Genomic DNA, 25580 nt, shown 5'->3' with positions numbered 1-25580 from the left:
TTGGGGCAGTCGCAGACCGACCGCACCGCAACCACGACCGCAAGCACATCTCTGACGGGGAGACACCGTGTTCCGACGCACCAGCCACCGCACCCCGGCCCTCGTGGCCACCGCCCTCGCGGCGGCGGCCGCCCTGGCCCTCACCGCCTCCGGCACCGCCACCGCCGCCACCGCCCCCGGGTTCCTGAACGGCACCGACCTGCCCCCGCACCCCTCCTCCCCCTGGTTCCCCGGCAAGGTCACCAAGGGGCTGCCCGAGGACGCCCCCTTCTGCCTGGACGGAGTGCTTCCGGCGGCCGGCAGCTGGCACCGCGCGTTCGGCACCGAGTTCGACACCGGCGCCGTCCAGATCTCCGTGCGCGCCGCCTCCGACAGCGCCGCCGCGAAGCTCGCCACCGCCCTGGAGCGCAAGGTCGCCGCCTGCGCGGCGGACTGGCTGCGCGCGAACCCGGGCGGCACGGCCTCCTGGCAGGACTACGGGAAGCTGTCCGTCGAGGAGGGCGCGCACGTCTACGGCGTCGGCGCCTCCATCCCGGAGTCCGAGCCGGGCGTGCACCTGTACGGGATCGGACTCGACGGCTCCACCGTGACCGTCGTGAAGTGGGGCCAGATGGGCAACCTGCCGGACGCCCCCGTGGCCGCCTTCAAGAAGACGACCACGACGGCCGTGAACAAGCTCAACCCCTGACGCCCCCCGGGACCGGCCCCCGGGTGGGACCATGGAACCGAGGCCTCCACCCGAGGTGAGGCGATGGTCATGCGTACCGGAAACGAGCCGGTCACCGCCCGCAGTCCGCTGCGGCTGCGGTTCTGGCTGAGCCTGTGGGGGCTGGTCTGGGCCGCCGCCGGGGCGGCCGCGTTCTCGCTGGCCGGCCGTCCCGGATGGGCGGCCGCCTGCGCGGCGCTCGCGCTGGTGGCCGCCGTCGACCTGGCCGTCGTGGCCCGGCACATCCACCAGGGCCCGCACTACCAGCCGGGCCCGGACGTCCCCCCGTACGAGCCCCCGTACGAGCCCCCGCGCCGGCGCTAGACCGTGGCCTAGTTCTGGAAGCGGGCCGCTTGCAGGTACTCGGGCTGCGGGTCGAGCGCGGCGGCGAGCCTGAAGTGCCGGCGGGCCTGCTCGGGGCGGCCGGCCCGCTCGTGGGTGCGGGCGAGCGCGAAGTGGGCGTACGCGTTGTCCGGCTCCCGCTCCAGCACGAGCTCGAACTCCAGCTGGGCGGGCCGCAGCTGCGCGGCCGCGAAGAAGGCGCGGGCGCGCAGCAGCCGGGCCGCTGTGTTCTCGGGGTGCGCGGCTATGACGGAGTCGAGCAGCCGGACCGCGCCGCGCGGGTCGCGGGCGGCGAGGAGCTGCTCGGCGGCCCGGTAGTCGATGACGTGCGTCTCGGGGCTCGCGGAACCCGACGGCCCGACGGGTCCGGATCCGGGTCCGGTGGACGGCGGCGGCGGGGGCGTGGTTTCGGACACGATGTCTTTCCTTCCCTCTACGGGCGCGTTCAACGCCCTCCGCCGCTGCGGCTATTCCGCCGCGGCGCGCGTGGTCAGTTCCTCCCAGACCTTGCGCACCTGGGGCTCCAGCGCCTCCAACGGCCCGTCGTTGTCGATCACGAGCGTGGCCACGGCCAGCCGCTGCTCCCGCGTGGCCTGGGCGGCCATCCGGGCGCGGGCCTCCTCCTCGGTCATCCCGCGCAGTGCGGTCAGCCGGGCCAGCTGCGTGCCGGGGGCCGCGTCCACGACCACGACGAGGTCGTACAGGGGCGCGAGGCCGTTCTCCGTGAGGAGCGGTACGTCGTGCACCACGATCGCGTCGGGTCCCGCCGCCCCCTCCAGCTCGGCGGACCGGGCCCCGACGAGCGGGTGCACGATGGCGTTGAGGGTCTGGAGCTTCACCGGGTCGGCGAAGACGATCGCCCCCAGCTTGGGGCGGTCCAGCCGCCCGTCGGCGGTGAGCACGGAGTCCCCGAAGGCCTCCACCACGGCCGCGAGCCCGGGGGTACCCGGCTCCACGACCTCCCGCGCGATCCGGTCGGCGTCGACGACGACCGCCCCGTACCCGGCCAGCAGCCGCGAGACCTCGCTCTTGCCGGCACCGATTCCGCCTGTCAGGCCCACTTTCAGCATGGTCAGCACCCTAGGCGGTGTCCCCCTCCCGAGGAACACCGCCCGCCGGACGCCGTGGCCCCAGCCCTCGCCCCGGCCCTAGCCCTCGCCCTCGCGCTCCGCCAGGAACCGCTCGAACTCGCGGCCGATCTCGTCCGCCGACGGGATCTCGGCCGGCTCGGCGATCATGTTGCCCCGGGTCTCGGCCCCGGCGGCGGCGTCGTACTGGTGCTCCAGCCCCTGGACGAGGCTGACGAGCTCCTCGTCGCCCTCGCGGATCTGCCGGTCGATCTCCGTCTGCGTGCGGTGCGCCTCGGTGCGCAGGGCGTGCGCGACGGCGGGCAGGACCAGCCCGGTGGCGGCCGTGATGGCCTCCAGGGCGGTCAGTGCCGCGTCCGGGTACGGGGAGCGGGCGACGTAGTGCGGGACGTGGGCGGCGACGCCGAGCACGTCGTGTCCGGCCTGGGCGAGGCGGAACTCGACCAGCGACTCCGCGCTGCCGGGCACCTGGGCCTCGTCGAAGGGGCTGCGGTGGCCGGGCATCAGGTCGGTCCGGTTGCCGTGCGGGGTGATGCCGACGGGCCGGGTGTGCGGGACGCCCATGGGGATGCCGTGGAAGTTGACCGAGAGACGGACCCCGAGGCGCTCCACGATCTGCCGGACGGCGACGGCGAAGCGCTCCCATTCCACGTCCGGCTCGGGGCCGGAGAGCAGCAGGAACGGCGCTCCGGTGGCGTCCTGGACCAGGCGGACCTCCAGCCGGGGCTCCTCGAACTCGGTCCAGTGGTCGCGCTGGAAGGTCAGCAGCGGGCGGCGGGCCCGGTAGTCCACCAGCCGGTCCGCGTCGAAGCGGGCCACCACCTGGTGCGGCAGGGTGTCGAGGAGGCGTTCGACGATCTGCTCGCCGGTCTCGCCCGCGTCGATGTACCCCTCGAAGTGGTACAGCATGACCAGTCCGGCCGAGTCCTGGGTCAGCGCCAGGTCCGCCACCGCCAGACCCTTGGCATCCCATTCGTACAGACCCTGTGGATCAAGCACCGTCACCACTCCTCCCTCGCGCCGTGTTCCCTGCGAAGAACGTCCGGGGCCGCGCGGCCATTCCCAGGTGGGCGGCATTAACACAAACGCAACGCGACCGCGGGCGGACCCACGGTGCCGGTGCGCGCCCCTCGGACGGCTCCCGGGAACGCGGCGAGGCCCGCCCCCCGAAGGGGACGGGCCTCGTCGTTCAGCTCAGCTCAGCTCACACCGGAGTGTGATCGCGCTGCGATCAGCTCTGGCCGCCGGCCAGCTTCTCGCGGAGCGCGGCCAGGGCCTCGTCCGACGCCAGGGCGCCGGAGGTCTCGTCCGCACCCTCGGAGGAGTACGAACCACCGGAGACGCCCGCACCGGCGTTGCCACCGGCGGCCGGGGCGGCAGCGCCCTCGGCAGCGGCGGCCTCGTCGGCCTCGCGGCTCTTGATGACCTGGGCCTGGTGCTGCTCGAAGCGGACCTGCGCCTCGGCGTACTGGCGCTCCCACGTCTCGCGCTGGGTCTCGTAGCCCTCGAGCCAGTCGTTGGTCTCGGGGTCGAAGCCCTCGGGGTAGATGTAGTTGCCCTGGTCGTCGTAGGACGCGGCCATGCCGTACAGGGTCGGGTCGAACTCGACCGACGCCGGGTCGGCACCGAAGGACTCGTTGGCCTGCTTGAGGGACAGCGAGATCCGGCGACGCTCGAGGTCGATGTCGATGACCTTGACGAAGATCTCGTCGTTGACCTGGACGACCTGCTCCGGGATCTCCACGTGGCGCTCGGCCAGCTCGGAGATGTGGACCAGACCCTCGATGCCCTCGTCCACGCGGACGAACGCACCGAACGGAACCAGCTTGGTGACCTTACCCGGGACGACCTGGCCGATCTGGTGGGTCCGGGCGAACTGCTGCCACGGGTCTTCCTGCGTCGCCTTCAGCGACAGGGAGACACGCTCGCGGTCCATGTCGACGTCGAGGACCTCGACGGTGACTTCCTGACCGACCTCGACGACCTCGGACGGGTGGTCGATGTGCTTCCAGGACAGCTCGGAGACGTGGACGAGACCGTCGACGCCGCCCAGGTCCACGAAGGCACCGAAGTTGACGATCGAGGAAACGACGCCGGAGCGGACCTGACCCTTCTGCAGGGTGGTGAGGAACGTCTGGCGAACCTCGGACTGGGTCTGCTCGAGCCAGGCGCGGCGGGACAGGACCACGTTGTTGCGGTTCTTGTCCAGCTCGATGATCTTCGCCTCGAGCTCCTTGCCCACGTAGGGCTGGAGGTCGCGGACGCGGCGCATCTCGACGAGGGAGGCCGGCAGGAAGCCACGGAGGCCGATGTCGAGGATGAGACCACCCTTGACGACCTCGATGACGGTACCGGTGACGATGCCGTCTTCTTCCTTGATCTTCTCGATCGTGCCCCAGGCACGCTCGTACTGAGCGCGCTTCTTGGACAGGATCAGGCGGCCTTCCTTGTCCTCCTTCTGGAGAACCAGGGCCTCGATCTCGTCGCCGACCTTGACGACCTCGTTCGGGTCGACGTCGTGCTTGATCGAGAGCTCGCGGCTCGGGATCACGCCTTCGGTCTTGTAACCGATGTCGAGCAGGACCTCGTCCCGGTCGACCTTCACGATGACGCCGTCGACGATGTCGCCGTCGTTGAAGTACTTGATCGTCTCGTCGATCGCGGCCAGGAAGGCTTCCGCGTTACCGATGTCGTTGACCGCTACCTGCGGAGGGGTGGTGGCGGTGGTCTCGGTGCTGCTCGTCATGTGGGAAAGGGCTCCGGTTACGGACAGAAAGTCGTAGGTACTGCTACGCCGGGAGCCCTTATCGGCACCTGCCGAAGAAGCCGGACAGCCAAAGAAGCCCCAAGATCCCCTGAAAGGGGGAGGGCCTCGAAAACCGAGGGGACATTCAACAGATGCAAGCGCAGCCTGCTAGGTCTGAGGAGCACAGGCTCGCAGCGCAACTTGTAGCATACGGGGGCAGCCGGACAGGGTCAATGCGCGAAGGCGCACACCGCGGGCAGATCACCGCATAACCGGCACAATTCGTGGGCGGGGACGCGGTGATGAGCGCTCCGCACGAGTTTTCCGGCCACCGGAACCACCGAGCCATCCGCAGACTACGACGACGGGCCCCATGAACCAAGAGGACTACGCCCCCGAAACCGACGCCGAGGACGACGCCGAGGCCACCCGGCGCGACGCGGGCGAGGCGGAGAGCAGCCGGGCCAGCCGCGGCTGGTGGGACCGCAACGCCGACGAGTACCAGAGCGAGCACGGCGCCTTCCTCGGCGACGACCGCTTCGTCTGGGGCCCCGAAGGCCTGGACGAGGCCGACGCCGCGCTGCTGGGCCCGGCCGCCTCCCTCAAGGGCAAGGACGTCCTGGAGATCGGCGCCGGCGCCGCCCAGTGCTCGCGCTGGCTGGCCGCGCGGGGCGCCCGCCCCGTCGCCCTGGACCTCTCCCACCGCCAGCTCCAGCACGCGCTGCGCATCGGCGGGGACGTCCCGCTCGTCGAGGCCGACGCCGGCCGGCTGCCCTTCCGCGACGGCTCCTTCGACCTCGCCTGCTCCGCGTACGGGGCGGTCCCCTTCGTCGCCGACCCGGTGAACGTGATGCGGGAGGTGCGCCGCGTGCTGCGCCCCGGCGGCCGCTGGGTCTTCTCCGTCACCCACCCGATCCGCTGGGCCTTCCCCGACGAGCCGGGCGCCGAGGGGCTCTCCGTCTCCGCGTCCTACTTCGACCGGACCCCGTACGTGGAGCAGGACGAGCAGGGCCGCGCCGTCTACGTCGAGCACCACCGCACCATCGGCGACCGGGTCCGCGACGTGGTCGCGGGCGGCTTCCGGCTGCTGGACCTGGTGGAGCCGGAGTGGCCGGCGTGGAACGGCCAGGAGTGGGGCGGCTGGTCCCCGCTGCGCGGCAACCTGATCCCGGGTACCGCGATCTTCGTGTGCGAGAGGGACTGATCGCTTGATCCGCCAGGCCGCCCTCGACTCCCTCCCCGTACGGGAGGCCGTGCCCGCCCTCGTCTCGGCGCTGGACGGCCACGGCACCGCGGTGCTGTGCGCGCCGCCCGGCACCGGCAAGACCACGCTCGTGCCGCTCGTGCTGGCCGGGCTGGTGGGCGGGGGCCCGCGGCGCCGGGTGGTCGTCGCCGAGCCCCGGCGGATCGCCGCCCGGGCGGCGGCGCGGCGGATGGCGTGGCTGCTGGGCGAGGCGGTCGGCGGTTCGGTGGGCTTCACGGTGCGCGGGGAGCGCGTCGCGGGCCGGGACACGGCCGTGGAGGTGGTGACCACCGGCGTGCTGCTCCAGCGCCTCCAGCGGGACCAGGAGCTGGCCGGGGTCGACGTGGTGGTCCTGGACGAGTGCCACGAGCGGCACCTGGACGCGGACACGGTCGCCGCGTTCCTGCTGGACGTACGCGAGACCCTGCGCCCTGAGCTGCGCCTGCTGGCGGCCTCTGCGACGACCGACGCGGCGGGCTGGGCCCGGCTGCTGGGGGACGCTCCGGTGGTGGAGGCCGCCGGGGTGGCGTACCCGGTGGAGACGGTGTGGGCGCCGCCGGCCCGGCCGGTGCGGCCGCCGCACGGGATGCGGGTGGATCCGGCGCAGTTGGCGCACGTGGCGGCGGTGGTCCGGCGGGCCCTGGCGGAACGTTCCGGCGACGTGCTGTGCTTCCTGCCCGGCGTCGGTGAGATCGCCCGGGTGGCCGGGCAGCTGGCCGGGGTGGACGCGGAGGTGCTCCAGGTCCACGGCCGTGCTCCGGCCGCGGTGCAGGACGCGGCGCTGACCGCCTCGGAACACCGCCGGGTGATCCTGTCGACGGCCGTCGCGGAGTCGAGCCTGACCGTTCCGGGCGTACGGGTGGTCGTGGACTCGGGGCTGGCCCGCGAGCCCCGGGTGGACCATGCCCGGGGGCTGGGCGCGCTGGCGACGGTACGGGCCTCGCGCGCGGCGGGCCGCCAGCGTGCGGGCCGGGCCGGGCGGGAGGCGCCGGGCGTGGTGTACCGGTGCTGGGCGGAGGCGGAGGACGTCCGGCTGCCCGCGTTCCCCGCGCCGGAGATCCGGATCGCGGACCTGGCGCCGTTCGCCCTCCAGGCGGCCTGCTGGGGCGATCCGGGCGCGGCCGGGCTGGCGCTGCTGGACCCGCCGCCGGCCGGGGCGATGGCCGCGGCGCGGGAGGTGCTGGTGGCGGTGGGCGCGGTGGACGCGGCCGGGCGGCCGACGCCGCGCGGGCTGCGGATGGCCCGGCTGGGGCTGCACCCGCGGCTGGGCCGGGCCCTGCTGGACGGGTCCGCCGCGGTGGGTGCCCGCCGGGCCGCGGAGGTGGTGGCGCTGCTGAGCGAGGAGCCGCCGCGGGAGTACGGGGACGACCTGGCCGCCGCGTGGCGGCGCGCGCGCCGCGGGGGCGATCCGTACGCGGGGCGCTGGCGCGCGGAGACGGCCCGGCTGGAGCGGGCGGTGGGCTCCGCGGGTGCCGGGTCCGCTGCGCGGGGCCTCTCCCCCACCCCGCCCCTTCCCGAAACCGGGGCTGTGCCCCGGACCCCCTCCCGGGGCTCCGCCCCGGACCCCGGTCCTCAAACGCCGGACGGGCTGGAGAATCCAGCCCCGCCGGCGTTTGAGGCGCTGGGGGTCCCCCCAGCGGTAGCCGGGGGAGGGTCTGGGGGCGGAGCCCCCGGGAGGGGTCCGGGCGCAGCCCGGGGAACGGGCGCAGGGCGGGTAGGGGAGCTCTCCCCCGGCGGGCACCCCGCCGATGACGCCGCCGCCGCGCTCGTGGCCGCGCTCGCGTTCCCGGAGCGGGTCGCACGGGCCAAGGGCTCGGGGGCCTTCCTCATGGCCTCCGGGACCGCGGCCGAGGTCGGGGAGGGCTCGGCGCTGCGCAACGCGCCCTGGCTGGCGGTCGCGGTCGCCGACCGGGCCCCGCATGCGGCGTCCGCCCGCGTCCGGCTGGCGGCGGTGCTCGACGAGGACACCGCCCGGGCCGCCGCCGCCCACCTGCGCACCGAGGGCGAGGAGGTTCGCTGGGAGGACGGCGACGTGCTCGCCCGCGCCGTCGAGCGGCTCGGGGCGGTCGAGCTGGTCGCCCGCCCGCTGCGCGACCCGGCCCCGGAGCCGGTGCGGGCGGCCCTGCTGGACGGGCTGCGTGCCGAGGGGCTGGGCCTGCTGCGCTGGTCCCCGGACGCGCTGGCGCTGCGGGCCCGGCTCGGGTTCCTGCACCGTAGGCTCGGCGGCGCCTGGCCGGACGTGGCGGACGACGCGGCGCTGCTGGAGCGGGCCGGGGACTGGCTGGAGCCCGAGCTGTCGCGCGCCCGCCGCCGCGCCGACCTGGGGCGGATCGACGCGGGGCAGGCCCTGAACCGGCTGCTGCCCTGGGCCACCGGTGAGGCGGCCCGGCTCGACGAGCTGGCGCCCGAGCGGATCGAGGTGCCCAGCGGGTCCCGGATCCGGGTGGACTACGCGACCGAGCAGCCGGTGCTGGCGGTGAAGCTCCAGGAGCTGTTCGGGCTGGCCGAGACGCCCCGGGTGGCGGGGGTTCCCGTACTCGTCCACCTGCTGTCGCCGGCCGGGCGGCCGGCGGCCGTCACCGCCGACCTGGCCTCCTTCTGGCAGGGCGGCTACCGCGCGGTGCGGGCGGAGCTGCGCGGCCGCTACCCGAAGCACCCGTGGCCCGAGGACCCGGCGACGGCCGAGCCCACCCGGCACACCAACACCCGCCTCAGGGGGCGGTGACCCCGGGGGTCCGCCGCCCCCGGGCCTCCAGCCAGAGGGCGGCGGCGAGCAGTGCCAGGCCGGCCAGGGCGAGGCCGGCCGGGGCGTAGGTGTGGAGCGCGAGGACCTTCGTACGGTTGGCGGCGACGAGGTCGAGGGTGTGCTTGGCGTAGTCCTCGCGCATGGTGACGTGTCCGGCGAAGGCGGTCAGTCTGCCGTCGGGGGCTCCGGCCGCGATGCCGCCGCGCATCTCCTGCTGGATGTCCTGTTCGGCGTTGACGGGCGCGCCGGTGACGGGGTCGACCCAGAACCTGGCCTTGACCGTGTACCAGAGGGTGGTGCCGGTGGTCTGTTCGATGGTGGCGGGGTCGATGCCCTCGATCGGCATCTTCTTGGGCATGGGGACCTTGGTCCAGGGGACGGTCTGCTCGAAGTAGTAGACGTCCATGCCCCGGTAGGTGCGCGGGCCGACGTAGTGGATGGGCGAGGAGGTGCGGGTCTGCGCGTCGAAGTAGAGGTAGTCGCGCGGTTCGGTGAAGAAGGGCCATTTGAACTCGATGCCCTCGCGTTTGACCGGGTCCCCGTCGACCATCTCGCCGGTGGCGTGCACCGGGTCCTGGGTGTGGGCGTCGAAGATGTAGCGCTCGGGGATCCGGGAGACCATCTTGCCGTCCGGGCCGATGATGTAGGAGAGGGTGTCCCAGACGACCACGTCCTTCCCGGCGTCGGCCTCGATCTCCTTCGACGCCTCGACGTTGCCCTTGAGGGTCTGGACGATGGTGACCTTGTCGACCTTCTTGGGCTGCATGCCGCCCGCGTAGTCGAGGAGGGTGGCGTCCTTGGCCTCCAGGACCATCTCCTGGTACTGGCCGGCCGGGATCTTGGCGAGCCGGGGGTACGCGTACCAGCGCAGCAGTGGTGCGAGGGCTGCGCAGAACACGGCCAGGGCAAGCAGTACGAGGCTCGCTCTGCGTCGCACGGCCGGGCCTCCTCTACTTTCCGGGCGCGGCGGGCGCGGTGGTGAGCAGGGGTCTGGGCGAGGTCTTGCCCTCCGGCACCCCGGCGGCGGTCACGGCGAGGACGAGGGCGAGCGCGGCGGCCAGCCCGACGGCGGCGGCGGCGAGTGCGCGCACGGCGGAGCCTCCGGAATCTGATGGGTCGTCAGGGAGGCGTACCGTAGCAACGCGGGGGTGAGATGAGAACCGTCCGGTTGAGTACGCGTACTCATGTCCGGGCCGCCGGGCGCGGGCAGGCTGGCGGTCATGAGTACGACGACGGCCGCCCCGACGCGGCGCGGGGACCTGGGCGCCGACATCGCCGGGGCGGTGGGACTGGTCGTCCTCGAACTGATCGCGCTCGCCGGGGTCTTCCTGGTGTGGGTGCTCACGGGTCTGGACTTCGACCCGACGACGCCGGCGCCCCCGCACCCGGTGTGGGGGTACCTGGTGGCCGCCGGGGTGCTGGCCGCGCTGATGTCGTGGGTCGCGCTGCGGGCGTCCCGGCGGGGCGCGGGGGTGACGGCGGTGACCCAGGGCGTCATGGCGATGGCCACGGTGACGGCGATCGTCATGGGGGCGGCCTACCAGGTGCACGAGGACAGGCCGGCGCCGGCGAGCCCCTGCCGGGACTCGCCGTCGGCGCCCTGGTGCAACGGCTGAGCGGGACCGGCGGCTAACGGGCCGGGCCGGGGCTCGGCTTGGGCGGCTGCGCGGTCGCCGTCGCCGTTGCGGTCGCGGTCGCGGTCGGGGAGGCCGACGGGCCGGTCTTCGGGGTGGTGCTCGGGGACGGCGTGGGCGTCGGCGTGGGGCTCGGTGTCGACGACGGCTTAGGGGTCGGCTTCGGCGTGGGCGTCGGGCTCGGGGTCGTCGGGGTCGTGGGGGTCGGCTTCGGCGTGGGGGTGGGGCTCGGCTTCGGCGTCGGCTTCGTCGACGGGCTCGGGGTGGGGCTGGGAGTCGGGGTGGGCTTCGGGGACGGAGCCGGGGTCGGCGTCGGGCTCGGCTTCGGATCCGAGGGGCGGGGGCCCGCCGGGACGCCCGCACCGGTACCCGCGCCGCTGCCGCCCGCGTCCGGGACCTCGTGCGCGCCCTGGAGGTAGTACGTGAACCAGGACCGCACCGTCCGCAGGTACTCCCCGGACTGGTTGTACGACAGCACGGCCCGGTCCAGGCCGGCCCCGGTCCGCAGGTCGCGGCCGCCCGCGCACAGGTAGCGCCCGGCCGCCAGCGCGGCGTCGTGGATGTTGTTGGGGTCGCGCCGCCCGTCGCCGTTCGCGTCCTGGCCCCAGGCCGCCCAGGTGGAGGGGATGAACTGCATCGGCCCGACGGCCCGGTCGTAGCGGGCGTCGCCGTCGAAGGCCCCGCGGTCGGTGTCGGAGATGTTCGCGAAGCCGTTCCCGTCGAGGACCGGGCCGAGGATGGGCCGCAGGGTGGTCCCGGCGGCGTCGACCTGCCCGCCGCGCGCCTGCCCCGACTCGACCTTGCCGATCGCCGCGAGCAGCTGCCAGCGCAGCCCGCAGCCGGGGTCGTTCGCCGCCACCCGCTGCTCGGCCGCCCGGTACGCCGCGAGCACGCTCGCCGGTATCCCCTGCGCGCCCTCCACCACGGGCGGGACCGTCACCGGCACCGCGGCCGAGGGGGGCGTGGGCGCGGTCTGCGGCTGCACCGGGGCGCCCGACTGGCCGTCCGGCAGGACCACCGCGGGTGGCTGGGGGCTTATCAGCGGCGGGAGTTCGGTGAAGTAGGCGGAGTCTCCGCCGGAGCCGGCGGCGACCGTCCCCGCCGCCTCCTCGCCGGCCGCCGCCGTGCGCTCCTCGTCGGCGCCCGCGGGGGCCTGGGACGCCGTCATGGCGGCGGCCACCAGTGCCGAGACCAGTGCCGCGGCCGCACCCCTGCGCAGGCCGCGTCCGAATATTCGTGCCGACATGACGGATCCCCTCCCCTAGACGTCCGCGTGACCCTACGTCAGCTCCCTTCACAGGGCACGCGTCGCGCCGCGGAAATTCACCACATCCCCACGTTCCCTCGCAGCTCACGCATACTGTCCGGATCCCGAACCCGCTAGGAGCACTCGTGCCGTTCACTCTCAGCCACGCGGCCGCCGTACTTCCGGCCATACGCCGGGCCGGTCACGCCCGGGGGCCGCTGGTCGCCTCGGCGCTCGTCCTCGGGTCGTTCGCGCCGGACACCTTCTACTTCGCGGACGCGGTCGTGAACGGCGTGATGGGCTACGGCCACTTCGCGCACTCCCTGCTCGGGGTGGCCACCGTGGACGCCGTACTGACCGCGCTCCTCGCGGCGTGCTGGCTGCTGCTGCGCGAGCCGCTCCTCGCGCTCCTGCCGCGGAACCTGCGGGGCCGGGTCCACGGCTTCGTGCGGGGCGAGGACTGGCGGGGGCGCCGGGCGGCCGTGCTCGCGCCGTGGTTCTACCTCTCGGCGGTGGCCGGCTCCCTCACCCACGTGGTGTGGGACAGCTTCACGCACCTGGACCGCTGGGGGACGAACGCCCTGCCGTGGCTCGGCGACCCGCTCGCCTTCGGCCTGCCCCTCTACTCCTACCTCCAGTACGGCTCCTCGGCGGTGGCGGCCTGCGCGCTGCTCTGGTTCACCGTGAGCGGCCTGCGGCGGCTGCCGGCCGGGCCCGCGCCCGCCTCCGTGCCGGTCCTCACCCGCGCGGAGCGGTGGGGGGCCGCCGCGCTGATCGCCGGCTGCGCGGCCGTCGGGATCACCCTGCGGGTGATCCGCTTCTACACCTTCTACGACCGGATCCGCACCCCGCTCGACATCATCCCGACCGTCTGCTTCGGCGCGGGCGGCGGCCTCGCCGTCGGGCTGCTGCTGTACGGGGTCCTCGTCCGGCTGCGCCACCGCCGCGACCGGGACCGTCCCGTCGGCCCGGACCTGGAAACGCGGACGCCCGTCCCCGCCGCCTGAGGCGGGCGGGGACGGGCGTCGGCGACGGCGCGTACGCCGGTCAGTGCGCGGCGGACTCCCAGTCGCCGCCCACGCCGACCGACACGTCCAGCGGGGCCCGCAGTTCGACGGCCGCGCCCATCTCCCGGCGCACGAGCTCCTCGACCCGCTCCCGCTCACCGGGGGCGATCTCCAGGACGATTTCGTCGTGGACCTGGAGCAGCATCCGCGAGGTCAGCCCGGCCTCGGCGAGGGCCTTGTCCACGCGCAGCATGGCCACCTTGACGATGTCCGCGGCAGTGCCCTGGATCGGGGCGTTCAGCGCCATCCGCTCGGCGGCCTCGCGGCGCTGGCGGTTGTCGCTGTTGAGGTCCGGCAGGTAGCGGCGGCGGCCGAAGACCGTCGCCGTGTAGCCGGTCGCGCGGGCCTCGTCCACCACGCGCTGGAGGTAGTCGCGGACCCCGCCGAACCGCTCGAAGAAGGTTTCCATCAGCCCGCGCGCCTCGGCCGGCTCGATGTTCAGCTGCTGCGCCAGACCGAACGCGGACAGCCCGTACGCCAGGCCGTACGACATGGCCTTGATCTTGCGGCGCATCTCGGCGTCGACCTGGGAGCGCTCCACGCCGAACACCTGCGAGGCGACGGTGGTGTGCAGGTCCTCGCCGGACAGGAACGCCTCGATCAGGCCCTCGTCCTCGGAGAGGTGGGCCATCACGCGCAGCTCGATCTGGCTGTAGTCGGCGGTCATCAGGGACTCGTAGCCCTCGCCGACGACGAAGCCGCGGCGGATGGCGCGGCCCTCGTCGGTGCGCACCGGCACGTTCTGCAGGTTGGGGTCGGTGGAGGAGAGCCGGCCCGTGGCCGCGGTGGTCTGGCTGAAGCTGGTGTGCACCCGGCCGTCGGCGGCGATCGACTTGACCAGGCCCTCGACGGTGACCCGCAGCTTGGCCTGCTCCCGGTGCCGCAGCATGATCACCGGCAGTTCGTGGTCGGTCTGCGTGGCCAGCCAGGCCAGCGCGTCCGCGTCCGTGGTGTAGCCGGTCTTGGTCTTCTTCGTCTTCGGCAGGTCCAGCTCGCCGAAGAACACCTCCTGGAGCTGCTTGGGCGAGCCGAGGTTGAACTCGTGGCCGACCGCCGCGTGCGCCTCCTTGACCGCCTGCTGCACGGCGCCGGCGAACTGCTGCTCCATGCCCTCCATGTGGTCGCGGTCGGCGGCGATGCCCGCCCGCTCCAGCCGGGCCAGCAGCTCGGAGGTGGGCAGCTCCATCTCGTGGAGCAGCTCGACCGCGCCGACCTCGGGCAGCTTCGCGGTGAAGGCGTCGCCCAGGTCCAGGACCGCGCGGGCCTGCGCCATCAGCGCGTCGGCCTCGGCGGTGTCGTCGGCGCCGAAGGCGAGCTGGCCGTCGGCGGCCGGGGGCTGGAGCTCCCGGCCCAGGTACTCCACGGACAGCACGTCCAGGGCGAAGGAGCGGCGGCCCGGCTTGACCAGGTAGGCGGCGAGGGCGGTGTCCATGGTGACGCCGGCCAGGGTCCAGCCGTGCTCGGGGAAGACCCGCATCAGGCCCTTGGCGTTGTGCACCACCTTGGGGCGCTCCGCGTCGGCGGCCCAGGCGGCGAAGGCGCGCTCGTCGGCCTCGTCCAGCGCGGACGGCTCGAACCAGGCGGCCGCGCCGCCCGCCGAGGCCAGCGCGATCTCGCTGACGTTGCCCGTGCCCAGCGTCCAGCTGTCGACGGTGGACACGCCCAGGGGGCCGTCCGCGTGCGCCTGGAGCCAGGGCGCGAGCTCACCCGCGCCCAGCACGGAACCGTCCAGCTCCACGCCGGCCGCCGGGGCGGGGGCCTCGGCCTCGGCCGCGCCCGGGTCCACGGCCAGCAGCCGCTCGCGCAGGGAGGCGTTGCGGATCTCCAGCACGTCCAGCACGCCGGTGAGGGCGGAGCGGTCGTACGGGGCGCGGGCCAGGTCGGCGGGGGTCTTGGGCAGCTCCACGTCCTTGACCATCTCGGTCAGGACCCGGTTGAGCTTCACGGCCTCCAGGTGGTCCCGGAAGTTCTGCCCGGCCTTGCCCTTGACCTCGTCGGCCCGCTCCACGAGCTCCGCGAACGACCCGAACTGGGTGATCCACTTGGCGGCGGTCTTCTCGCCGACGCCCGGGATGCCCGGCAGGTTGTCCGACGGGTCGCCGCGCAGCGCCGCGAAGTCCGGGTACTGCTGCGGGGTGAGGCCGTACTTCTCCTCGACCTTCTCCGGCGTGAACCGGGTCAGCTCGGAGACGCCCTTCGTCGGGTACAGCACCGTGGTGTGCTCGGAGACCAGCTGGAAGGAGTCCCGGTCGCCCGTGACGATCAGGACGTCGAAGCCGAGGGCCTCCGCCTGCGTCGCCAGCGTGGCGATCACGTCGTCGGCCTCGAAGCCGTCCACCGCGAACCGCGGCACCTTCATCGTGTCGAGCAGCTCGCCGATCAGCTCGACCTGCCCCTTGAACTCGTCCGGGGTCTTCGAACGGTTCGCCTTGTACTCGGGGAACTCCGTCGTGCGCCACGTCTTGCGGGACACGTCGAACGCCACCGCGAAGTGCGTGGGCGCCTCGTCACGCAGCGTGTTGGCCAGCATCGACGCGAAGCCGTAGATGGCATTGGTCGGCTGGCCCGTGGCCGTGGTGAAGTTCTCCGCGGGCAGCGCGAAGAACGCCCGGTAGGCCAGGGAGTGCCCGTCCATGAGCATCAGGCGGGGGCGGTCCGCTGCGGTCGGCTGGTCGGTCTTCTTCGATGCTGTCTCTGCCACGCCCCCGATCCTAGGCGCCCCCACCGACAAATCCGCCGTCGGCGATGTCGGCCGGGCGTGACAGGATCGGATGCGTACGCGATTACTGCTCGAAGGGGAGCAACATGGCCACGAAGCCGCCCGCAGGTGACCCGGTACAGGACGCGCCCCAGGTCACGCCGCCCCGGCACGCGGCCGCGGGACTCCCCGCCATCGGCCACACCCTGAGGATCGCGACCGAGCAGATGGGCATGGCCCGCACCGCGCGGACCCTGCTCAAGGTCAACCAGAAGGACGGCTTCGACTGCCCCGGCTGCGCCTGGCCCGAGGGCGACAAGCGGCACACCGCCGAGTTCTGCGAGAACGGCGCCAAGGCCGTCGCCGAAGAGGCCACGCTGCGCCGCGTCACCCCGGACTTCTTCGCCGCCCACCCGCTCCCCGAGCTGGCCGCCCGCAGCGGCTACTGGCTCGGCCAGCAGGGCCGCATCACGCAGCCCATGTACCTGCCCGAGGGCGCCGACCGGTACGAGCCCGTCAGCTGGAAGAAGGCCTTCGCGATCATCGCGGAGGAGCTCGGAGCCCTGTCCTCCCCCGACGAGGCCCTCTTCTACACCTCCGGCCGCACCAGCAACGAGGCCGCGTTCCTCTTCCAGCTCTTCGCCCGCGAGTTCGGCACCAACAACCTGCCGGACTGCTCCAACATGTGCCACGAGTCCTCCGGCTCCGCGCTGAGCGAGACCATCGGCATCGGCAAGGGCAGCGTCTCCCTCGAAGACCTCCACCGCGCAGACCTGATCATCGTCGCCGGACAGAACCCGGGCACCAATCACCCCCGCATGCTCTCCGCGCTGGAGAAGGCCAAGGCGGCCGGCGCGAAGATCATCTCGGTGAACCCGCTGCCCGAGGCCGGCATGGAGCGGTTCAAGAACCCCCAGACCCCCCTCGGCATGCTCAAGGGCACCGCCCTCAACGACCTCTTCCTGCAGATCCGCATCGGCGGCGACCAGGCCCTCTTCCGCCTCCTCAACAAGCTCGTCATCGAGACCGACGGCGCCCTCGACGAGGACTTCATCCGCGAGCACACCCACGGGTACGAGGCCCTCGCCGCCGCCGCGAAGGACGCGGACTGGGACGAGACCCTCACCGCCACCGGCCTGACCCGGCCCGAGATCGAACGCGCCCTGGCCATGGTCCTGGCCTCGAAGCGCACCATCATCTGCTGGGCCATGGGCCTCACCCAGCACAAGCACTCCGTCGCCACCATCCGCGAGGTCGTCAACCTCCTCCTGCTCCGCGGCAACATCGGCCGCCCCGGCGCCGGCGTCTGCCCCGTCCGCGGCCACTCCAACGTCCAGGGCGACCGCACCATGGGGATCTTCGAACGCCCCGCCCCCGCCTTCCTCGACGCCCTCGACAAGGAATTCGGCATCACCTCGCCCCGCGCCCACGGCTACGACGTGGTCCGCTCCATCGAGGCGCTCCGCGACGGCAAGGCCAAGGTCCTCTTCGCCATGGGCGGCAACTTCGTCGGCGCCACCCCCGACACGGACGTCACCGAGGCCGCGATCCGCCGCGCCTCCCTCACCGTCCACGTCTCCACCAAGCTCAACCGCTCCCACGCGGTCACCGGCCGGCGCGCCCTGATCCTGCCCACCCTCGGCCGTACCGACAAGGACGTCCAGAAGAGCGGCCGCCAGTTCGTCACCGTCGAGGACTCCATGGGCATGGTCCACGCCTCCCGCGGCAACCTGGCCCCCGCCTCCCCGCACCTGCTGTCCGAACCGGCCATCGTGGCCCGCATGGCCCGCGCCGTCCTCGGCACCGCCTCCAGCACCCCCTGGGAGGAGTTCGAGAACGACTACGCGGCCATCCGCGACCGCATCGCCCGCGTCGTCCCCGGCTTCGAGGACTTCAACGCCCGCGCCGCACGCCCGGCGGGCTTCCAGCTCCCCCACGGCCCCCGCGACGAACGCCGCTTCCCCACCAGGACCGGCAAGGCCAACTTCACCGCCGCCCCCGTCGAGTACCCGAAGGTCCCCGCCGGCCGGCTCCTGCTCCAGACCCTGCGCAGCCACGACCAGTACAACACCACCATCTACGGCCTCGACGACCGCTACCGCGGCATCACCGGCGGCCGCCGCGTGGTCATGGTCAACCCCCTGGACGCCGCCGAGCTCGGCCTCGCCGACGGCTCCTACACCGACCTCGTCGGCGAGTGGAAGGACGGCGTCGAGCGCCGCGCCCCCGGCTTCCGCGTGGTGCACTACCCCACCGCGCGCGGCTGCGCCGCCGCCTACTACCCGGAGACCAACGTCCTGGTCCCCCTCGACTCCACCGCCGACACCAGCAACACCCCCGCCAGCAAGTCCGTCGTCGTCCGCTTCGAACCGGCCTGATAGAACGAGACCGGACAGTGGTTAACGATCGTTGACGAACGGAGCAGGCCCATGGCCGACGAGCAGCAGCACGCCGTGAAGTTCCCCCAGGAAGTCCTCGACGAGTACGCGGCCCTGGGCATAGACCTGCCCGCCCTCTTCTCGGCGGGCGCCCTCGGGCAGCGGATGGAGATCCGGATCCTGGAGGCCTCCGCCGAACGCGTCGTCGCCACCATGCCCGTCAAGGGCAACACCCAGCCCTACGGACTCCTGCACGGCGGAGCCTCCGCCGTGCTCGCCGAGACCCTCGGCTCGGTCGGCGCCATGATGCACGGCGGCAGCAAGAAGATCGCCGTCGGCGTCGACCTCAACTGCACCCACCACCGCGGCGTCCGCGACGGCCACGTCACCGGCACCGCCACCCCCGTCCACCGCGGCCGCTCCACGGCCACCTACGAGATCGTCGTCACCGACGACCAGGACCGCCGCGTCTGCACCGCCCGCCTCACCTGCCTGCTGCGCGACACGGACTCTTAACACCCCGTCCGGTACGAGCCGTTGTGCCGCCCCCGGCGCCGGTCTAGCGTTCCCGCATGGGATCCGGACCGGCGCCGCGCGGCGCCACGGCCGCACGCGGGAGGACTGCGCTCCTCGCCGCCGGCCTCACCGCCACCACCCTGACCGCCACCCTCCTGGCGGGCTGCGCCGGACCGACCCGCGCACCCCGCACCGCTCCCGCGCCCCGCACCACCCCGCCGCAGGCCCTGTGCGCCGCCCTCGTCACCCACTGGGCGGGGGTCGTCCTCGGCGCGGGCGAGGGCGAGGACGCCACCGGCCTCGACTACCAGTCCATGGGCCTGTCCGGCGACCAGAACGAGATCCTGCGCGCCGTCCTCGAAACCGCCCGCGCCGTACGGCGCACCGAGGGCACCGCCACCGCCCGCGAGAGCGCCGCCCGCGACGCGGAGGCCCGCTGCGCCGCGCGCCACCGCTCGGGCACCCCGACCGGCGGGCCCTGGCAGTGAGCGCCGGCATCGGCCCGGTGGAACCCGGGGAGGGCACCGGGGGCGGGCAGGGGCCGCGCAGGGGGCCGCGTACGCCCCGCGCGGAGTGGATCCGCTCCCGCTACGCCCGCCACCGCAGAGCCGTGCTGAGCGTCGCGTCGGCCGCCGTGCTGGCCGCGGCCGCCGCCCGCATCTACGCCACGCGGCCCGAGCCGCCCCGGCCCGAGGTCCCGCCCGCCCCCTCGCAGGCCCTGTCCCTCACGTACGGGGATCCGGTGGAGCCGGCGCCCGACGGGGCCGCCTTCGCCTTCACTGTGCGTGTGCGGGCGACGGGCGGGCCCGCCGTCACGGTCGAGCGGATCGGCCAGCCGTCACAGGCGCTGGGCATGACAATCCGGCCATCCCTCCCGGCCACGGTGGGGGCGGGAGAAGTCCGCGAGCTCCTCGTTCTCATTCAGGCAAAAGACTGCGTGCATGTAGCACGGAATTCCGGGCTCCCATTCCTGGAAGTGACCCTGAGTAATGGATTCCAGAAAGAGGATCACAGTTACATCCCCGGTGACCGATATGCCAGGGATCTTTCCGTCGCGCTGACCAGGACCTGTCCCGAAGCCCGAGACACGGCCACCTCGGGGCCGTCATGAGCAAAAACCCCCAGAGTCCTGGCTTGTCAGGACCCAAACTGCCCCATGGTCCTGCCCTGTCTCAGGATGCGGACAAGACGAACCGGCCTGAATTCCCCCGTTCCACCCGCCGTGAACCGCTATGTATTACGCCGTGGCATAACAAGAGAGTCACATCATTGGCCTCAGCCCTCCATAACCGCCGATGGGCCGCCTAGAGTCACGGCCAGTTACCGCGACCGCCGGATTTCTTCAGTTCGGTTCCCCGCGTTCGACTCGACGCGTCCCACGGGGGACGCGGCGCCAGGAAAGGACTGATCGTGCGTTCTCGTCAGCTCATCGCCGTGACCGCCGCCCTCGCCGCGGGCGCTCTCACTCTCACCGCCTGCGGCTCGCGCGACGACAAGGGCGGATCCACCGGAGACGGTGGCACCACCGTGGTCATCGGCGTCGACGCCCCGCTGACGGGCGACCTCTCCGCCCTCGGCCTCGGCATCAAGAACTCCGCGGACCTCGCCGCCAAGCAGGCCAACGAGAAGAAGTACGTCAAGGGCGTCACCTTCAAGATCCAGGCCCTCGACGACCAGGCGCAGGCCTCCTCCGGCCAGCAGAACGCCACCAAGCTCACCGCCGACAAGAACGTCCTCGGCGTCGTCGGCCCGCTCAACTCCTCCGTCTCCGAGGCCATGCAGAAGGTCTTCGACGACGCCAAGCTGGCCCAGATCTCCCCGGCCAACACCAGCCCTTCGCTGACCCAGGGCCCCAAGTGGGCCGAGGGCCAGAAGACCCGCACCTACAAGAGCTACTTCCGCACCGCCACCACGGACGCCATCCAGGGCCCGTACGCGGCGCAGTACCTCTTCAACAAGGCGGGCAAGAAGAAGGTCTTCATCATCGACGACAAGAAGACCTACGGCGCCGGCCTCGCCGGAACCTTCAAGGGCGAGTTCACCAAGCTCGGCGGCCAGGTCGCGGGCGAGGGCCACATCGACCCCGAGTCGAAGGACTTCTCGGCCATCGTCACCCAGGTCAAGTCCTCGGGCGCCGACGTCGTCTACTACGGCGGCGAGTACCCGGCGGCCGGCCCGCTCAGCAAGCAGATCAAGGCCTCCGGCACCAACATCCCGCTCGTCGGCGGCGACGGCATGAAGGACAAGAAGTACGTCGAGCTCGCCGGCGAAAGCGCCCAGGGCGACCTCTGCACCTCCGTCGGCGCCCCCGTCGAGAGCCTGGCCTCCGCCAAGGAGTTCGTCGAGAACTACAAGAAGGCCGGCTACAAGGACGACTACTCCGCCTACGGCGGCTACTCGTACGACTCCGCCTGGGCCGTCATCGAGGCCGTCAAGAAGGTCGTCGACGCCAACAACGGCAAGCTCCCCTCCGACGCCCGCGCCAAGGTCCTCGAGGCCGTCCAGGGCGTCAACTTCGAAGGCGTGACCGGCAAGGTCTCCTTCGACGAGTTCGGTGACGCCACCAACAAGCAGCTCACCGTCTACAAGGTCGACGGCGACGACTTCAAGACCGTCGAGTCCGGCACCCTCGCCGGCTGACCTCCCACCGGCTGACCCCCTAGCCTCACCCCTCACCTGCCGCGCGGGGCGCGCACCATTGCGCCCCGCGCGGTGTCACATCCGTCGAAAGACTCGGAGGACCTGCGGTGCACGAACTGCCGCAACAGCTGGTCAACGGCCTGCTACTGGGATCCATGTACGGGCTCGTCGCCATCGGCTACACGATGGTCTATGGCATCGTCCAGCTCATCAACTTCGCCCACGGCGAGATCTTCATGACCGGCGGGTTCGGAGCCCTCACGGTCTGGCTGATGCTCCCCGGCGGCACCACCATGTGGATCGCGCTGCCGCTCATGCTCATAGGCGCCATCATCGTCGCCACCCTCATCGCCGTCGGCGCCGAACGCTTCGCCTACCGGCCCCTGCGCAGCGCCCCACGGCTCGCCCCGCTCATCACCGCCATCGGCCTCTCCATCGTCCTCCAGCAGGTCGTGTGGGCCTGGTACCCCGACGCGAAGTCCTCCGTCGTCTTCCCCGAAATCCCCGGCGGCCCCTTCCACCTGGGCAGCATCACCATCCAGACCGGTGACGTCTTCCTCCTGCTCGCCGCCCCCATCTCCATGGCCTTCCTCGGCTTCTTCGTCAAGAAGACCCGCACCGGCCGCGGCATGCAGGCGACCGCCCAGGACCCGGACACCGCGAAGCTCATGGGCATCAACACCGACCGGATCATCACGGTCGCCTTCGCCCTCGGTGCCGCCTTCGCCGCCGTCGGAGCCGTCGCGTACGGCCTCAAGTACGGCGAAGTCAACTACCGCATGGGCTTCATCCTCGGCCTCAAGGCCTTCACCGCGGCCGTCCTCGGCGGCATCGGCAACATCTACGGCGCCATGATCGGCGGCATCGTCCTCGGCCTCGCCGAAACCCTGACCACCGCCTACATCGCCGACGTACCGGGCATGCAGCAGCTCGGCGGCCAGTCCTGGGGCAACACCTGGGCGTTCGTACTCCTCATCCTCGTGCTCCTCTTCCGGCCCCAGGGCCTGATGGGTGAGCGCGTGGCGGACAGGGCGTGAGAACCATGACGACCACCACCACAGACACCACGCCCCAGACCCAGGCCACCGGCCGACGGGGAATCTCCTTCCCCGAGAAGACCGCACGGGCCCTCGCCACCGCCGGCGGCGCCCTCACCGTCATCTCCTGCTTCCTCGCCTGGACCTGGACCTCCGCCTTCCCCGGCGACCTCACCGTCTACGGATACCCCGGCGGCCTCCAGTGGCTCGTCCTCACCGGCGGCGCCCTCACCACCCTCTTCGGCCTCAGCTCCTACGGCATCAAGGGCCTGCGCTGGATCGCCCCCGCCGGAACCGACGCCGCGATCAAGCTCTGCGCCCTCGGCACCCTCCTGACCGTGGCCTACACCGCCTGGGCGATCAGCAACACCCTCGGCGGCCTCGTCAACCTGGAGCCCGGCGGCTTCGTCGCCATCGCCACCGCGCTCGCCGCCTACCTCGGCGCCCGCTCCCTCCCCTTCGAGCGCCCCGCGACCGAACTCGCGGACCCCGAAGACACCTGGTGGGAGCAGACCAAGCACAACATCGGCAACAGCTGGGCCGTCACCAAGGCCGCCCACGCCAGCGGCACCCCGAAGCCGGCCCGCGCCCTCCCGGCCTACGCCGAGATCCTGATCATCACCGCCGTCCTCGCCGTCGCCCTCGGCGTCTTCACCTACGGCGTCACCACCCCCTACCAGGAACTCTTCATCGGCTTCCTGATCACCGCCGGCTTCGGCTTCACGGCCCTCAACAAGGCCGGCCTGGTGGCCCGCTTCACCGCCCTCACCAACAAGCACCGCAACGTCGCCCTCGTCGGCGCCTTCGTCGCGGCCGCCGCCTTCCCCCTCACCCAGACCGACGACCAGTACGCGACCCTCGGCGTCAACATCCTCATCTTCGCCACCGTCGCCCTCGGCCTGAACATCGTCGTCGGCCTCACCGGCCTCCTCGACCTCGGATACGTCGCCTTCCTCGGCGTCGGCGCCTACACCGCGGCCCTGGTCTCCGGCTCCCCCAACTCCCCCTTCGGAGTGCACCTCCCCTTCTGGGCCGCGATCCTCCTCGGCGCCCTCGCCTCCATGGTCTTCGGCGTCCTCATCGGCGCCCCGACCCTGCGGCTGCGCGGCGACTACCTCGCCATCGTCACCCTGGGCTTCGGAGAGATCTTCCGCATCTCGATGAACAACCTCGACGGCGTCAGCGGACCCGACCTCACCAACGGCCCCAACGGCGTCGCCGGCGTCCCCAACGTCAACCTCTTCGGGTTCGACTTCGGCGCCACCCACACCATCGCCGGAATCGCGGTCGGCCGCTTCGCCAACTACTTCCTGCTGATGCTCCTGGTCACCCTCGTCGTGATCATGGTCTTCCGCCGCAGCGCCGAATCCCGCATCGGCCGCGCCTGGGTCGCCATCCGCGAAGACGAGACCGCCGCCGAAGCCATGGGCATCAACGGCTTCCGCGTCAAGCTCATCGCCTTCGCCCTCGGCGCCACCCTCGCCGGCCTCGCCGGAGCCGTACAGGCCCACGTGAACTACACCGTCACCCCGGACCAGTACGTCTTCGCCAACGCCGTCCCCCCGAACTCCGCGTTCCTCCTCGCGGCAGTCGTACTCGGCGGCATGGGCACCATCTCCGGCCCCCTCGTCGGCGGCGCCCTCCTCTTCATGATCCCCAACAAGCTCCAGTTCCTGGGCGAGTACCAGCTCCTCGTCTTCGGCATCGCGCTCGTCATCCTGATGCGCCTGCGCCCCGAAGGCCTCATCCCCAACCGGCGCAACCAGCTCGAACTCCACAAGGACCTCGAAGCGCCCACAGTCCTCGGCAAGGCAGGGGCCTGATCCATGACCACCACCACGACCGAAACGGCAACCGCCGAGACCGTCCTCGACGCCCGCGGTGTCACGATGCGCTTCGGCGGCCTCACCGCCGTCAAGAACGTCGACCTCACCGTCCGCAGCGGCGAGATCGTCGGCCTCATCGGCCCCAACGGCGCCGGCAAGACCACCTTCTTCAACTGCCTCACCGGCCTCTACATCCCCACCGAGGGCGAAGTCCGGTACAAGGGCACGGTCCTGCCCCCCAAGTCCTTCAAGGTCACCGCGGCCGGCATCGCCCGCACCTTCCAGAACATCCGTCTCTTCAACAACATGACGGTCCTGGAAAACGTCCTCGTCGGACGCCACACCCGCACCAAGGAGGGCCTCTGGTCCGCCCTCCTGCGCCTCCCCAGCTTCGGCAAGGAGGAGCAGGCCAGCCGCGAGCGCGCCATGGAGCTCCTGGAGTTCATCGGCCTCGCCCACAAGGCCGAGCACCTGGCCCGCAACCTCCCCTACGGCGAGCAGCGCAAGCTGGAGATCGCCCGCGCCCTCGCCAGCGACCCCGGCCTCATCCTCCTGGACGAGCCCACCGCCGGCATGAACCCGCAGGAGACCCGGGCCGCCGAAGAGCTCATCTTCGCCATCCGGGACCAGGGCATCGCCGTCCTCGTCATCGAGCACGACATGCGCTTCATCTTCAACCTCTGCGACCGCGTCGCCTGCCTCGTCCAGGGCGAGAAGCTCATCGAGGGCACCGCCGGCGAGGTCCAGGGCGACGAGCGCGTCGTCGCCGCCTACCTCGGAGAGCCCTTCGAAGGCGCCCCCGGCGCCGAGGAGGTCGCCGAAGTGGAAGCCGCCGAGGAAGCCGCCGAAGCAGAGGTCGCGGCCGAAGCCGCCGAAGCAGAGGCCGAAGCCGCCGAGGCCGAGGCCGAGGCGGACAGCACCACCAGCACGGACGGAGAGGCCAAGTGACCGCACTCCTGGAGGTCGAGGACCTCCGCGTCGCCTACGGCAAGATCGAAGCCGTCAAGGGCATCTCCTTCACCGTCAACGAGGGCGAGATCGTCACCCTCATCGGCACCAACGGCGCCGGCAAGACCACCACCCTGCGCACCCTGTCCGGCCTCATCAAGCCCAAGGGCGGGCTGATCAGGTTCCAGGGCAAGTCGCTGAAGAAGGTCCCCGCGCACGACATCGTCTCGCTCGGACTCGCCCACTCCCCCGAGGGGCGGCACATCTTCCCGCGCATGTCGATCGAGGACAACCTCCTCCTCGGCGCCTTCCTCCGCAACGACAAGGAAGGCATCCAGAAGGACGTCCAGCGCGCCTACGACCTCTTCCCGATCCTGGGAGAGCGCCGCAAGCAGGCCGCCGGCACCCTCTCGGGCGGTGAGCAGCAGATGCTCGCCATGGGCCGCGCGCTCATGTCGCAGCCGAAGCTGCTGATGCTGGACGAGCCCTCGATGGGCCTGTCGCCGCTGATGATGCAGAAGATCATGGCGACCATCGCCGAGCTCAAGGCGGCGGGCACCACGATCCTGCTGGTCGAACAGAACGCCCAGGCCGCGCTGTCGCTGGCCGACCAGGGCCACGTCATGGAGATCGGCAAGATCGTCCTGTCGGGCCCGGGCCGCGAGCTCCTCGTCAACGAGGACGTCCGCAAGGCCTACCTCGGCGAGGACTAGTCCGCG

At 72.3% G+C, this 25580-nt stretch carries 23 protein-coding genes; 15 read left to right on the top strand and 8 right to left on the bottom strand.

All coding sequences use genetic code 11. The annotated features are described in order from the left end of the window. Positions 1 to 67: 67 nt before the first annotated feature. Both OG553_RS25520 and OG553_RS25515 read left to right on the top strand, forming a co-directional pair. Positions 68 to 688, top strand: coding sequence for a hypothetical protein (locus OG553_RS25520; RefSeq protein WP_405981215.1), 621 nt, complete (start codon positions 68 to 70; stop codon positions 686 to 688). Positions 689 to 757: 69 nt separating this feature from the next. Continuing rightward, positions 758 to 1030 (top strand): DUF6343 family protein, encoded by a 273-nt coding sequence (locus tag OG553_RS25515; protein ID WP_405981214.1) that lies wholly within the window; start codon positions 758 to 760, stop codon positions 1028 to 1030. Positions 1031 to 1038: 8 nt separating this feature from the next. Here the strand turns inward: OG553_RS25515 and OG553_RS25510 are convergent, their stop codons facing one another. From OG553_RS25510 to rpsA, 4 genes are all read right to left on the bottom strand, one after another. Further along, entirely contained in the window at positions 1039 to 1371 is a 333-nt protein-coding gene (locus OG553_RS25510; RefSeq protein ID WP_405983130.1) for a tetratricopeptide repeat protein, read from the bottom strand. 144 nt (positions 1372 to 1515) lie between these two features. Then, positions 1516 to 2118 carry a dephospho-CoA kinase gene (gene coaE / locus OG553_RS25505; RefSeq protein ID WP_405981213.1) on the bottom strand — a complete coding sequence of 201 codons (603 nt, stop codon included), beginning with the start codon at positions 2116 to 2118 and terminating at the stop codon, positions 1516 to 1518. Positions 2119 to 2196: 78 nt separating this feature from the next. Further along, positions 2197 to 3135, bottom strand: a complete 939-nt coding sequence (locus tag OG553_RS25500; protein WP_007263496.1) for a PAC2 family protein — start codon at positions 3133 to 3135, stop codon at positions 2197 to 2199. A gap of 232 nt (positions 3136 to 3367) precedes the next feature. Next, the gene (gene rpsA / locus OG553_RS25495; protein ID WP_007263497.1) at positions 3368 to 4882 is read right to left on the bottom strand and encodes a 30S ribosomal protein S1; all 1515 of its coding nucleotides are present in this window, start codon (positions 4880 to 4882) and stop codon (positions 3368 to 3370) included. Positions 4883 to 5255: 373 nt separating this feature from the next. On the opposite strand from rpsA, the gene OG553_RS25490 reads away from it, so the two are divergent. Both OG553_RS25490 and OG553_RS25485 read left to right on the top strand, forming a co-directional pair. Then, the gene (locus OG553_RS25490) at positions 5256 to 6086 is read left to right on the top strand and encodes a class I SAM-dependent methyltransferase (protein WP_405981212.1); all 831 of its coding nucleotides are present in this window, start codon (positions 5256 to 5258) and stop codon (positions 6084 to 6086) included. A gap of 4 nt (positions 6087 to 6090) precedes the next feature. Beyond that, the gene (locus OG553_RS25485) at positions 6091 to 8850 is read left to right on the top strand and encodes an ATP-dependent RNA helicase (protein ID WP_405981211.1); all 2760 of its coding nucleotides are present in this window, start codon (positions 6091 to 6093) and stop codon (positions 8848 to 8850) included. On the opposite strand, the gene OG553_RS25480 is transcribed toward OG553_RS25485, so the two are convergent. Then, positions 8837 to 9808 carry a DUF3068 domain-containing protein gene (locus OG553_RS25480; RefSeq protein WP_405981210.1) on the bottom strand — a complete coding sequence of 324 codons (972 nt, stop codon included), beginning with the start codon at positions 9806 to 9808 and terminating at the stop codon, positions 8837 to 8839. The two genes, OG553_RS25485 and OG553_RS25480, sit on opposite strands and share 14 nt — an antisense overlap. 13 nt (positions 9809 to 9821) lie before the next feature. Then, positions 9822 to 9962 carry an SPW_0924 family protein gene (locus OG553_RS25475; protein WP_405981209.1) on the bottom strand — a complete coding sequence of 47 codons (141 nt, stop codon included), beginning with the start codon at positions 9960 to 9962 and terminating at the stop codon, positions 9822 to 9824. A 129-nt stretch (positions 9963 to 10091) separates the two neighbouring features. On the opposite strand from OG553_RS25475, the gene OG553_RS25470 reads away from it, so the two are divergent. Next, positions 10092 to 10487, top strand: coding sequence for a DUF6234 family protein (locus OG553_RS25470; RefSeq protein ID WP_405981208.1), 396 nt, complete (start codon positions 10092 to 10094; stop codon positions 10485 to 10487). A 13-nt stretch (positions 10488 to 10500) separates the two neighbouring features. Here the strand turns inward: OG553_RS25470 and OG553_RS25465 are convergent, their stop codons facing one another. Next, a complete protein-coding gene (locus OG553_RS25465) occupies positions 10501 to 11751 on the bottom strand; it encodes a lytic transglycosylase domain-containing protein (protein WP_405981207.1) in 1251 nt (416 codons plus the stop codon). Positions 11752 to 11897: 146 nt separating this feature from the next. Here OG553_RS25465 and OG553_RS25460 point away from each other — a divergent pair, with 146 nt between their 5' ends. Further along, the gene (locus OG553_RS25460) at positions 11898 to 12758 is read left to right on the top strand and encodes a DUF4184 family protein (protein WP_405981206.1); all 861 of its coding nucleotides are present in this window, start codon (positions 11898 to 11900) and stop codon (positions 12756 to 12758) included. A gap of 40 nt (positions 12759 to 12798) precedes the next feature. On the opposite strand, the gene polA is transcribed toward OG553_RS25460, so the two are convergent. Next, positions 12799 to 15519 carry a DNA polymerase I gene (gene polA, locus OG553_RS25455; RefSeq protein WP_405981205.1) on the bottom strand — a complete coding sequence of 907 codons (2721 nt, stop codon included), beginning with the start codon at positions 15517 to 15519 and terminating at the stop codon, positions 12799 to 12801. Positions 15520 to 15623: 104 nt separating this feature from the next. On the opposite strand from polA, the gene OG553_RS25450 reads away from it, so the two are divergent. The 9 genes from OG553_RS25450 to OG553_RS25410 all read left to right on the top strand — a co-directional run bounded on the left by OG553_RS25450 (position 15624) and on the right by OG553_RS25410 (position 25574). Next, positions 15624 to 17894 (top strand): FdhF/YdeP family oxidoreductase, encoded by a 2271-nt coding sequence (locus OG553_RS25450; RefSeq protein ID WP_405981204.1) that lies wholly within the window; start codon positions 15624 to 15626, stop codon positions 17892 to 17894. Positions 17895 to 17945: 51 nt separating this feature from the next. Continuing rightward, positions 17946 to 18410: a PaaI family thioesterase gene (locus tag OG553_RS25445; RefSeq protein ID WP_405981203.1), complete on the top strand. Its 465-nt coding sequence runs from the start codon at positions 17946 to 17948 to the stop codon at positions 18408 to 18410. A 56-nt stretch (positions 18411 to 18466) separates the two neighbouring features. Continuing rightward, positions 18467 to 18898, top strand: coding sequence for a hypothetical protein (locus OG553_RS25440; RefSeq protein WP_405981202.1), 432 nt, complete (start codon positions 18467 to 18469; stop codon positions 18896 to 18898). A gap of 122 nt (positions 18899 to 19020) precedes the next feature. Then, positions 19021 to 19521 (top strand): Tat pathway signal sequence domain protein, encoded by a 501-nt coding sequence (locus OG553_RS25435; RefSeq protein WP_405981201.1) that lies wholly within the window; start codon positions 19021 to 19023, stop codon positions 19519 to 19521. Between the two features lie 299 nt (positions 19522 to 19820). After that, positions 19821 to 21050 carry a branched-chain amino acid ABC transporter substrate-binding protein gene (locus OG553_RS25430; RefSeq protein ID WP_405981200.1) on the top strand — a complete coding sequence of 410 codons (1230 nt, stop codon included), beginning with the start codon at positions 19821 to 19823 and terminating at the stop codon, positions 21048 to 21050. 107 nt (positions 21051 to 21157) lie between these two features. After that, complete coding sequence (locus OG553_RS25425) at positions 21158 to 22087, top strand: branched-chain amino acid ABC transporter permease (RefSeq protein ID WP_362463201.1); 930 nt, start codon at positions 21158 to 21160, stop codon at positions 22085 to 22087. A gap of 5 nt (positions 22088 to 22092) precedes the next feature. Then, positions 22093 to 23910 (top strand): branched-chain amino acid ABC transporter permease, encoded by a 1818-nt coding sequence (locus OG553_RS25420; protein ID WP_405981199.1) that lies wholly within the window; start codon positions 22093 to 22095, stop codon positions 23908 to 23910. Between the two features lie 3 nt (positions 23911 to 23913). After that, positions 23914 to 24861 carry an ABC transporter ATP-binding protein gene (locus OG553_RS25415; RefSeq protein ID WP_405981198.1) on the top strand — a complete coding sequence of 316 codons (948 nt, stop codon included), beginning with the start codon at positions 23914 to 23916 and terminating at the stop codon, positions 24859 to 24861. Then, positions 24858 to 25574, top strand: coding sequence for an ABC transporter ATP-binding protein (locus OG553_RS25410; RefSeq protein ID WP_405981197.1), 717 nt, complete (start codon positions 24858 to 24860; stop codon positions 25572 to 25574). Before OG553_RS25415 ends, OG553_RS25410 begins: the two co-directional genes overlap by 4 nt. Positions 25575 to 25580: the final 6 nt, after the last annotated feature.

It is taken from the genome of Streptomyces sp. NBC_00158, from assembly GCF_045160885.1.
GTDB lineage: Bacteria > Actinomycetota > Actinomycetes > Streptomycetales > Streptomycetaceae > Streptomyces.
The sequence above is the reverse complement of the archived record's forward strand: the minus strand, read 5'-3'. Positions and strand labels throughout refer to the sequence as shown.